The following is an 8,672-nucleotide window of genomic DNA, read 5'->3' as shown; positions in this document are numbered from 1 at the left end:
AAATCGAATTCTAACGAATTACCGATTTCTGTCCCACTCTCTTTATTTTAAAGATGATACAAATCTTCTACAATGGCGGCTACTTTTTTAATATCTCCCAACATCCCCCGCATTTCAAAATCGGCTAACTTAGGGAAACCAAAGCGTTGGCTGTACTGCTTAGCGGTTAAACAATATTGATTGTTAAAATTCCGATTGCCTGATCCAACCACTCCTAAGCACTTGCTGGCGTTATCTCCGTAAGCAATAAAATCCGCAACATCTGTCGTCAAAATTTCCACATCGCCGTTGTCAACACCATTTCCACCCTCCAAATAGGTTGGCAAAAAAGTGATAAAAGGGTTGGTCATTTCAAAGAAGGGCTGGCCCTCTTTGACCAGGTCTTTCACATGCACTTTCTCGATTTCAAGTCCGGGATGAGCTTCCAGCAAATAGTCACTTAAGCGACGGACAAAACTCTCTGTATTTCCACTCAGACTAATATAAACAAAGGATACTTTCATCTTTTTTCTCCAATCAAGAAGCTCTCTTATCCTCTAAGAGAGCTCCATTCAAACTTATCTATTATGCCGCTTGAGCTTTTCTCAAACGCAAGGTTTTATACAAAACAATTCCAAGGAAGAGAAGAGATAAAGCAGTCAAGAGTAACAAAGCAATGGATGAAGATGCCAAATATCGTTGGCGAAGGGACGGGTTTGAAAAACTAGCTAATAGTGGACGCCCTGCAAAATAATTATAGCAAGAGAAGGCTTGACTTAATAAAATCTGCCCCATGTAAGTATAATGGGCTGTTAACAGATCCTGCTTCATAAAGAGGAAATAGAAAGTTGCAAGCAAAGCAATCAGAATCAGGGAAACAAATAAAAAGGTTAGTGGAGACTGATTGAGTTGGGCCGATTTCTCATAATATGTCACGTAGTCAGCCTTGTCTTGAGCCGTTGTTAAACCAAGTTGTTTCGCAAAATCATCTGTCAGCTCAAAACTCTTTGAAGCTCCAAAGGTTGAGACAGCTGATGTTAGGGTTCCAACCGTAGAGAAAAATAACAGGATGTAAAGATAGATAGGTTTCTTTTTCATACAAACTCCTTTTCATTTCTTACACCCTATTATATCGCGATACAGATAGAAAGGCAAGCACCTCAAAACCGTGGAAGCACTTGCCTGATCACTGATACGTTCAAATGAAATTCATTTGGAAAATAATGGGTGCAAAAGATGAAAAAGATATCACAACTGTATGATTAGAGATCTAACGAAGTCCGATAAACTTTCATTCGAACAGAACTAGTATAGCGGATTTCCCTCTATTTTAGTCCTTTATTTGTATTCTGCTTGATTTCAACACCATTTAGTCTTTGAAACCCATTTCTGTTCCTTATCCATAAACTATTCTGTCCTTTTTCGCAACTATTTGGTCATCACTCCATCAAAAAAGCCAGAAGGACTTGCCTTCTGACTTTTTTTATTTAGATGAATGAACGAAAGAAATAAGAATTAATCTTCTTTTTTCTTGCGAGCAAGACCCAATCCAAGCAATCCAGCCATCGCACCTGCAAGAACAGCTGCAGCTGAGCTTTCTGTACCTGTATTTGGAAGCGCAGGTGTTTGTGGTTGCGCAGGTTGTACAGGTTGTTCCGGAACTTCAGGAGTTGGTTCGGTTGGAACCTCTGGAGTTGGTGGAACGATTGGTGTAGGTGGAACAATTGGTGTTGGTGGGTTGTATGGAGTTGGTGGAGTTGGAGGAACTGGTGTTGGTGGGGTTGGAATATCTGTTTCCGTTACCACTTTATTCTTATGCCATTTCACTTCAGCTTTTTCCGGTTTCACCGGATTTGGAACGACTTCCGGAGTTGGTGGAGTTGGAGCCTTTGGTGGAGTTGGAGCTTTTGGTTCCTCCACATCGACCGTAATCACAGTGTAGTTAGGTGCTGTTGGCGGAGTTGGTGATTTAGGTTCTTCTGGTTTCGTTGGCTCTGCAGGTAGATTTTCCACTGTAATCGTTGGTGGTGTTGGTGCCTTAGGTTCTGTTGGTTTTGTTGGCTCTTTTGGCGCTTCACCTGGATTTTTTGGAATACCAACATTTGAGTTAATCGCAAACCAGTAAACCGTTGGCTGACCAGCAGCATTAGCTCCATTGGCCGTAAATACCAAGTGACCATCAGACATCTTCAAGCCTGCCCCACCATAATAGAGGTATGGAGAAGATGGATTGTCCCAACCTTCAAGAGTCGTTGAAGATTCACCATTAAAGATTGATCCGTGTTCAATGTATTGGTTATCTTTAAATGATGTTACCTCTTTTGTAGCAGAATCATAAGTAACACTTGAATTTGGAATTGGAATGTATTTATTATTCCCAACATTTACAGATTCTTGGTGCTCTACATTTTCAAATTTCTTCTTAGGCGTGAAGATGATCCGTCCTGAAGTTGGATCAATCGTATAAGAACCGATCACATCATCTTTACCATCTAATGTGAATTCATCTGTTCCGATATCATGACCATTCCCAGCTCCTGAAGCATTAACAGATGTTGCATCAATCACAGTTTCTTCACTAACTGCAAATTCGCTGCCATTCCATGTTGCGTTTTGAGCCACAATCTTAATCGGATTTTCAGCAGAGATAGTGACGTCCGCAGTACCAAAGTCAGCTGTTCCATTTTTAACTACAACAGCATTGTTTTCAATGCTCATTGATGAACCATCTGCATATGGGTTCCAAGTTCCACGAACGGTGTTGCCATTTTTATCTTTAGCTTCTACTGTAAGGGCACGAGGTTTATCCCCACTATCTACATAGGAAGCACCCGTCCAGTGGTTAAGGGAGTTCAAAGCGACAATCGCATTGTGCTGTGTCAAATCAAACTTATTGCCATCACCATCATAGAATTCAACATCTACAGCAACTTTAACTGGTTTATTTTGGTCTGTTGAAGCACCGACTGTCATAGTAACAGTTGGGTCCGCACTAATAGCTGCAATTCCTTTGCCATCATTTGATGGGAGACTTAGAATCTCATAACGGTAAATCACGCGCTTGATTGGATGCATATCCTTTTTATTTTCACGCATGCTGGACTGATTCAAATTGTCATAGGTTACAACAAATTTGTCACCTTCTTTAATTTGAATAAATTCAGTTTCATTATTGGCCCAAGGACTAGTTGCTACAATATCTGAAGCTTCCAATTTATTGGAATCATACTGATGCACATTGCTGGTATTCAAACGAGCTTGGGCATCACGAGTGAGATAAGTACTGATACCATCAATGGTATGAGTAGCTCCACCTTCACGTTGGAAGGTCAAATCTTGAACAGTTTCAACATCTTTTAGATCTTGGAAACCATTATCATTCATGTATTTATCATAGGCTGCTTTAGCATCTTTGTACTGTGCCAAAGCTGTTTGATATTCAGCAAGTTTTGTTTGATAAGTAGCAAAATCTTTGCCGTATTGCTCTAGGTCTACATTGTATTTTGCAAGCTCAACTTCATACTTAGCTTTAGCAGCATCTTCTTCTGCTTTCTTAGCAACTAACTTACCATAAGCTTCTTTATCTTTATCGTATTGAGCTTTCTTAGCTTGGTATTCTTGTAAATCTTTGTCATATTGCGCTTTAGCTGTATTGTAAACAGCCATTTCTGCTTCATACTTAGCTTTAGCTTCAGCATTGGCCTTATCCGCTGCTGCTTTTTCTGCTAGTTTAGCATCGTAAGCTACTTTTTTCTGATTGTATGCTGCTAAGGCTGCTTTATAAGCTGCTTGTTGGGAATTGTAGTCTTCTACTTGTTTCTTGTAAGCTGCTTCTGCTTCTGCATTTCTCTTTTCAATCAATGTGATTTCTTGAGATTTTGCTTCATACTCAGCTTTGGCCTTTTTGTAGTTTTCAACGACTGTGTTGATTTCAGCTGTTTGAGCTTTGTTATCCGCTTCTGCTGCTGCGATAGATGGTTGGACTTTTTCAGCTTCTTCTGTAACGGTCACACCTTCTGTGGCTGCATCAGCTTTTGCTTTTTCAAGTTCTGGTGATTCTACATAAGTCGTCGTAACTGTTTTATTTCCTTCTGTCACAGTTGTAGATGTCAACTTAGAACTTGTTGCAACAGCTGCATCGCTTGTTGCTATATCCGTAGTAGTCACTTCAGTTGCAGGCGCTGTTGCCTCATCTGCTTTCACTTCTGCTCCATAGGTATTAACAGTAGCCAATCCAGCGATGGCCAATGAAACAACACCGACTGATAACTTACGAATTGAAAATTTTTCCTGCTTCGAAACATGTTCACGATAGCTTTTCATTTTCAAAACTCTCCTTTTTTGTTTAAAAAAATCTCACTGTAGAGGCAAAAATATGCTACTTTCAGTTAACTCCATTGTATCACAATCAACCATTTTTATTTATTTGTCAATTTAATTTTTTATTTTACTTTAAATATATAACAACTTGAATCCCCAAACCTTCCTTGCCTTCCCCATCTTTTGGTTGAAAATATATGCAAACACCTTTGAAAAAAACCTTTATTTTCAATGGTTTTTAAGACGCTTTCTCTTTTTATAAATTTCACCGGAAGGCTTTTTTAGGAGAATTATTTTTTTATACCAATAAATTAGATTTGAAGGCTGAAAGAAAAAATTATGTAATTTTTTCCCTTTGGGGGGTTACAAAATTCAAAAAAACAACACTTTTTGCAGACTGTCCATTCCCTAAACTAGCTCCATTTCTTTTCCAAAATAAGAAGTAATGAAAAAGACCAAGGTCTTATGGACCTTGGTCTAACAACTAATGATTAGTTTAAGTGCCAGATATCTTCATTGTACTGAGCGATCGTACGGTCAGATGAGAAGAATCCTGCTTTAGCAATGTTTACGATCACTTGATCCAACCATGCATCACGGTCTTCGTAGTCAGCCAACATACGTTCTTTGGTGACAATGTAGTCTTCCAAGTCAAGAAGAGTCATGAACCAGTCTTTGTTGATCAATTCCTTGTGAAGACGAGTCAAGCGTTCCTTGTTACCAACTGCAAGAACGGCATCGCTGATAATGAAGTCTACCAATGGTTTGATAGCTTCACGTTCATAGAAGTCCGCTGATTTGTATGCTGATTTCTCATATAGATCGATTACAGTTTCTGAATCTTCACCGAAGATGTAGATGTTGTCACGTCCAACCAATTCAGCGATTTCCACGTTGGCTCCATCCATCGTACCAAGTGTCAATGCACCATTCAACATGAATTTCATGTTACCAGTACCTGAAGCTTCTTTCGAAGCAAGAGAGATTTGCTCAGAAATATCGCTAGCTGGGATCAAGTAGCTTGCAGCAGTTACGTTGTAGTTTTCAACCATCACCACTTGCAAGTGTGGAGCTACTGCTGGATCGTTTGCAATCACTTCAGACAAGCAAAGGATCAAGTGGATGATATCTTGTGCAATGGTGTAGGCAGGAGCTGCTTTACCACCAAAGAGAACAGTGATTGGGCGAGCAGGGATATTTCCAGCTTTGATGTCCAAGTATTTGTGGATCACATACAAAGCGTTCATTTGTTGACGTTTGTATTCGTGGAGACGTTTGATTTGGGTATCAAAGATAGAGTTAGGATTGATTTCCACACCTTGATGGTCTTTCAAGAAACGAGCCAATTTCCGTTTGTTGTGAGACTTGATGTTTTCCAATTTTGCTTTGACTGCATCTTTATCTTCATAAGAAAGAAGGTCTTCCAATTTAGATGCGTCATGGTGCCAGTCACGTCCGAGGATATCATCCAAGTAGTGTGACAAGGTTGGGTTGGCATGCATGAGCCAACGACGGAATGTGATACCGTTTGTTTTGTTGTTGAATTTTTCAGGGTAAATGTCGTAGAAGGCTTTCAACTCAGAATTCTTCAAGATTTCTGTGTGAAGTGCTGCTACCCCGTTTACGCTAAATCCATAGTGGATATCCATGTGCGCCATGTGTACGCGATCATTCTCATCGATGATTTGAACAGCTGGATCTTTGTATTCAGCGCGAACACGGCGGTCCAATTCTTCAATGATTGGAACCAAGTGAGGAACCACTTCTTGCAAGAATTCAAGTGGCCATTTTTCAAGGGCTTCTGCAAGGATTGTGTGGTTAGTGTAAGCCGTCATGCTACGAACGATAGAGATGGCTTCATCCATTCCAATACCACGTTCTGTCAAAAGACGGATCAATTCAGGGATGACCATTGATGGGTGAGTATCGTTGATTTGGACAACAGCATAGTCAGCAAGGTCATGCAAGTTGCTTCCTTTTTCGATGGCTTCGTCGATGATCAATTGTGCACCGTTTGATACCATGAAGTATTGTTGGAAGATACGGAGCAATTCCCCTTGACGGTTACTATCATCTGGGTACAAGAAGAGGGTCAAGTTGCGAGCGATATCTGTCTTGTCAAAGTTAATACCATCTTCAATAATAGATGAATCAACTGAATCCAAGTCGAACAAACGCAAACGGTTCTTGGTTTCAATCTTGTAACCAGGGACATCGATATCATAAAGGGTAGAAGTCAATGTGAAGTGTGCAAATGGCACTTGGTAGCTACGGCTTGAACGAACGAGCCAGCTTTGGTCAGTCAACCATGCATTTGGAATCGTTTCTTGTTGGTTGTTTTTAAGGACTTGTTGGAACAAACCAAAGTGGTAGTTCAAACCAACCCCATCCCCTGTCAAACCAAGGCTTGAGATAGAGTCGATAAAGCAGGCTGCCAAACGTCCCAAACCACCGTTACCAAGTGATGGTTCCAATTCCACTTCTTCGACTTCGATCAAGTCTTTACCAGCATCTGACAATTCTTTTTTAACATCGTCGTAAAGACCCAAGTTGATCAAGTTGTTAGACAAGAGTTTACCGATCAAGAACTCAGCTGAGATGTAGTAAACTTTTTTCTTACCAGTATTTAATTTCTTTTGAGCGCTTGCTTGCTTCGTGTAATTTAGCAAGGCAATGTACAATTCTTCATTTGAACATTCAGCAATTGTTTTTTGATGATGATCAATCACATATTTTTGTAATGATTCCATGTTGGGAGTCTCCTTTGTTTCAACAATTTTAATAGGGGGGAAAGATTATTTTTTTGCTTTCTTAACTTCTTTTTTCAAGTCTTTGTTTTCACGACGATAGATCGTAGTGAAATCAAGCAATTCTTGCTCGACAGCTGGAGTCAATTGATCCGCTGTCATTCGCCATGACCAGTTACCACCGAGAGTAGATGGGAAGTTCATCCGAGCTGAGCCATCTAACTCAAGCAAGTCTTGCATCGTAGCAATCGCCATGAAGCTGACGGAAGCAAAGACGGTGCGAAGCATAGCATGCGGTACAGATTCGTACTCTTTCCGGTTGGTATAACGAGCAAGATACTCACGAGTTGGATCGTCGATTTCATTGCGGTACCATCCAAGAACTGTGTTGTTATCATGTGTTCCAGTGTACATCACAGAGTTGTTTGGCGCCAAGTGAGGGCTATCGATACTTTCATCGTCAGGATTGAAGGCGAATTGAAGAATCTTCATTCCTGGGAAGCCAGTACGTTCGCGAAGCTCAATAACTTCATCCGTCATAAAGCCAAGGTCCTCAGCGATGATGTTCAAATCACCGAGCTCTTCCTTCACGGCTGCAAAGAGTTTGTAGCCAGGACCTTTGACCCATTTACCTGGTGCTGCAGTTTCAGAACCAGCAGGGATTTCCCAGTATGATTCGAAACCACGGAAGTGGTCGATCCGAACGATGTCATAGATCTTGAAGCTTTCACGCAAGCGTTCAATCCACCATTGGTAGCCATCTTTGTCCATTGCTTCCCAGTCATAGATTGGGTTCCCCCAAAGTTGACCAGTTGCTGAGAACTCATCTGGCGGGCATCCTGCAATGCAAGTTGCTTTTCCGTTTTCATCTGTTTTGAAGAGATGAGGATTAGCCCACATGTCACTTGAATCTTCCGCTACATAGATTGGCATATCTCCCACAATTTCAATGTGGTGGTCGTTGGCATAAGCTTTCAAGGCCAACCATTGTTGGAAGAAGAAGAATTGAGTTACACGATGGTAAGTCAATTTATCAGCCAATTCTTCACGGTATTTAGCCAAAGCTTTTGGCTCACGCGCACGAATAGCTGCATCTGGCCACTCTGTCCAAGCTTTCAAATCAAAGTGTTCTTTAATAGCCATGTATTCTGCGAAGAGCTCCAACCAAGAAGCATCGGCTTCACAAAATTCTTGGAATTCTTTTTGATCACTTGATTTTAAGAAATTCGCAACTGCTTTTTCAAGCAAGGGACGACGTTGTTCAAAAACCTTTGCATAATCCACTTGAGTAGGATCTTGACCAAAGTCCACTCCTTTAAGGTCTGCTTCTGTTAACAAACCTTGCTCGATCAAAAGATCGAAATCAATAAAATGAGTGTTCCCAGCAAAAGCTGAGAAAGATTGGTATGGAGAATCTCCATAACTAGTTGTACCAAGCGGCAAGATTTGCCAGTAACGTTGCTTGGTCCGAACGAGGAAATCAACAAAATCATATGCTGATTGTCCGAATGATCCGATTCCGTATTGTCCAGGAAGGGAAGAAATGTGCATCAAAACACCACTTTGACGTTTTTTCATGGGTTACCACCTCTTTTTATTTCTTTGAAGCCTGCGATTCGGTGCACG

At 40.8% G+C, this 8,672-nt stretch carries 5 protein-coding genes; all 5 read right to left on the bottom strand.

What is annotated here, in order from left to right; all coding sequences use genetic code 11:
* Positions 1-47: 47 nt before the first annotated feature.
* The 5 genes from nrdI to malQ all read right to left on the bottom strand — a co-directional run bounded on the left by nrdI (position 48) and on the right by malQ (position 8,624).
* On the bottom strand, positions 48-503 hold the full coding sequence (nrdI, locus tag ADG03_RS02120; protein ID WP_049471797.1) for a class Ib ribonucleoside-diphosphate reductase assembly flavoprotein NrdI: 456 nt from the start codon (positions 501-503) through the stop codon (positions 48-50).
* A 61-nt stretch (positions 504-564) separates the two neighbouring features.
* Positions 565-1,077 carry an ABC transporter permease gene (locus ADG03_RS02115; protein WP_049471796.1) on the bottom strand — a complete coding sequence of 171 codons (513 nt, stop codon included), beginning with the start codon at positions 1,075-1,077 and terminating at the stop codon, positions 565-567.
* 417 nt (positions 1,078-1,494) lie between these two features.
* Complete coding sequence (locus ADG03_RS02110; RefSeq protein ID WP_049471795.1) at positions 1,495-4,302, bottom strand: GbpC/Spa domain-containing protein; 2,808 nt, start codon at positions 4,300-4,302, stop codon at positions 1,495-1,497.
* Between the two features lie 488 nt (positions 4,303-4,790).
* The gene (gene glgP / locus ADG03_RS02105; RefSeq protein WP_049471794.1) at positions 4,791-7,049 is read right to left on the bottom strand and encodes a glycogen/starch/alpha-glucan family phosphorylase; all 2,259 of its coding nucleotides are present in this window, start codon (positions 7,047-7,049) and stop codon (positions 4,791-4,793) included.
* A 45-nt stretch (positions 7,050-7,094) separates the two neighbouring features.
* A complete protein-coding gene (gene malQ, locus ADG03_RS02100; RefSeq protein WP_031574710.1) occupies positions 7,095-8,624 on the bottom strand; it encodes a 4-alpha-glucanotransferase in 1,530 nt (509 codons plus the stop codon).
* Positions 8,625-8,672: the final 48 nt, after the last annotated feature.

Source organism: Streptococcus parasanguinis, assembly GCF_001069785.1.
In the GTDB taxonomy this organism is placed as follows: domain Bacteria; phylum Bacillota; class Bacilli; order Lactobacillales; family Streptococcaceae; genus Streptococcus; species Streptococcus parasanguinis_T.
Note: the sequence above shows the minus strand (reverse complement) of the source record. Positions and strands in the feature narration are given on the sequence as shown.